The organism is Nocardioides sp., assembly GCF_036401255.1.
In the GTDB taxonomy this organism is placed as follows: domain Bacteria; phylum Actinomycetota; class Actinomycetes; order Propionibacteriales; family Nocardioidaceae; genus Nocardioides.
Window position 1 is genome coordinate 1 of the sequence record NZ_DASWVI010000438.1, and the last position, 1,695, is coordinate 1,695.

Annotated in this window: 2 protein-coding genes; one reads left to right on the top strand and one right to left on the bottom strand. The window is 74.3% G+C overall.

Annotated elements, in window-relative coordinates; all coding sequences use genetic code 11:
* Positions 1 to 523: septum site-determining protein Ssd (gene ssd, locus VGD85_RS20025; protein WP_331065191.1), on the bottom strand; the 523-nt coding region annotated here is incomplete at its 3' end.
* A 130-nt stretch (positions 524 to 653) separates the two neighbouring features.
* On the opposite strand from ssd, the gene VGD85_RS20030 reads away from it, so the two are divergent.
* Positions 654 to 1,454 carry an HAD family hydrolase gene (locus VGD85_RS20030; protein WP_331065192.1) on the top strand — a complete coding sequence of 267 codons (801 nt, stop codon included), beginning with the start codon at positions 654 to 656 and terminating at the stop codon, positions 1,452 to 1,454.
* Positions 1,455 to 1,695: the final 241 nt, after the last annotated feature.

Here is a 1,695-nt window from a genome sequence, read left to right on the forward strand (position 1 = left end):
CCCAGCGCACGCCGTGCTTGGCCTCGAGCCCCAGCACCCGGTCGACGCCCGGGCCCAGCGGGTCGGCGTCGATCACGACCGCGCGGCCCCGCTGGGCGCCCACCTGCGCCAGGGCGCAGGCGAACGTCGTCGCACCGGCCCCGCCGCTGCCACCGACCACGCCGACGACCAGTCCCTCCGCCGGCGCGGTCTCGCCGAGGTCGGTGAGGAGCTCGGTGAGCCAGCCCTCGGACCTCGTGACCTGCGCGACGCTCTCGGCGCCCACGGCCACCGCGACGCGGAACATCTCGTCGGGGACGGCGCCCCACGAGACGACGTAGACCTGGGGGCGCCGGGGTGGCGAGATCCGCGCCACCTCCTCGGCCAGGTCGACGCCGAGCAGGACCACCGGTGCTCGGGACCAGCCGCGCAGCGCGGCGCCGCCGTCGGTCGCGACGTCGGCGCTGACGCCGGCCGCCGCGGCGAGGCGGAGCAGCTCGTCGAGGAGGGACTGGTCGCGGGTGATGATCAGCGGAGCGGTCATGCTGCGATGCTTCCCGCATCTCGCTCGTGGCCACCCTCGGGTCGCGGGGCCTGTGGAGAACGGCGTCCGACACGGCCGCTGTGGGCCCCGGGTGGGCCGTCGGCGGCCCGGACCCACCTACGATTGGCGCATGGCGACCCGGCCGACCGCGGCCTTCTTCGACCTCGACAAGACGATCATCGCCAAGTCGAGCACGCTGGCGTTCAGCAAGCCCTTCCAAGCGGGCGGGCTGATCTCCCGGCGCGCGGTGCTGCGGTCGGCGTACGCCCAGTTCGTCTACCTGGTCGGCGGCGCCGACCACGACCAGATGGAGAAGATGCGGCAGTTCATGTCGCAGCTGTGCGCCGGGTGGGACGTCGCCACGGTCCGCGAGATCGTCGCCGACACCCTGCACAACATCGTCGACCCACTCGTCTACGACGAGGCGGTCAGCCTGATCGAGGAGCACCGGCTCGCCGGCCGCGACGTGGTCGTGGTCTCCGCCTCCGGCACGGAAGTGGTCGAGCCGATCGCGGAGATGCTCGGCGCGGACCTGGTGATCGCGACCCGGATGGAGATCGAGGACGGCCGCTACACCGGCGGCATCGAGTACTACGCCTACGCCGAGGAGAAGGCCCGCGCGATCGAGGAGCTGGCCGCGACCATGGGCTACGACCTCGAGAACAGCTACGGCTACAGCGACTCCGTCACCGACGTCCCGATGCTCGAGGCCGTCGGCCACGCCCACGCGGTCAACCCCGACAAGGAGCTGCGCAAGATCGCGGCCGACCGGGGCTGGCCCGTGCTGGTGTTCACCAAGCCGGTCGCGCTGCGCTCCCGGGTGCCGCTGCCGCCGGCCAAGCCGACACTGGCCGCGCTGGCCGTCGGTGGGGTCGTGGCCGTCGGCGGCGCGCTCTGGGCGAGCTCGCGCAAGCGCCGTCCCGGCGCCTGACCGGTCGCCGATCCGGGCGCCACAACCCGGAACCTTCCACCTGCCGCCGGCCGGCGCGGCGACCTAGCGTCGCGTCATGACGCCCTCCGCAGCCGCGCCCCCGGCGGCGCCCCGGCTGGCCCTCCGGCTCGTGACGACGTACGCCGGCTCCACGCGGCGGGTCGACCTCGAGCTCGGCCCCGGCGGCGGGACCCTCCACGAGCCCGGACGCACCACGTCCTTCCCGGCCGCGCAGCTGTGG

Excerpts from the sequence above, each read along its gene's own strand:
- VGD85_RS20030 (WP_331065192.1), top strand. The coding sequence starts at position 654 with ATGGCGACCCGGCCGACCGCGGCCTTCTTCGACCTCGACAAGACGATC.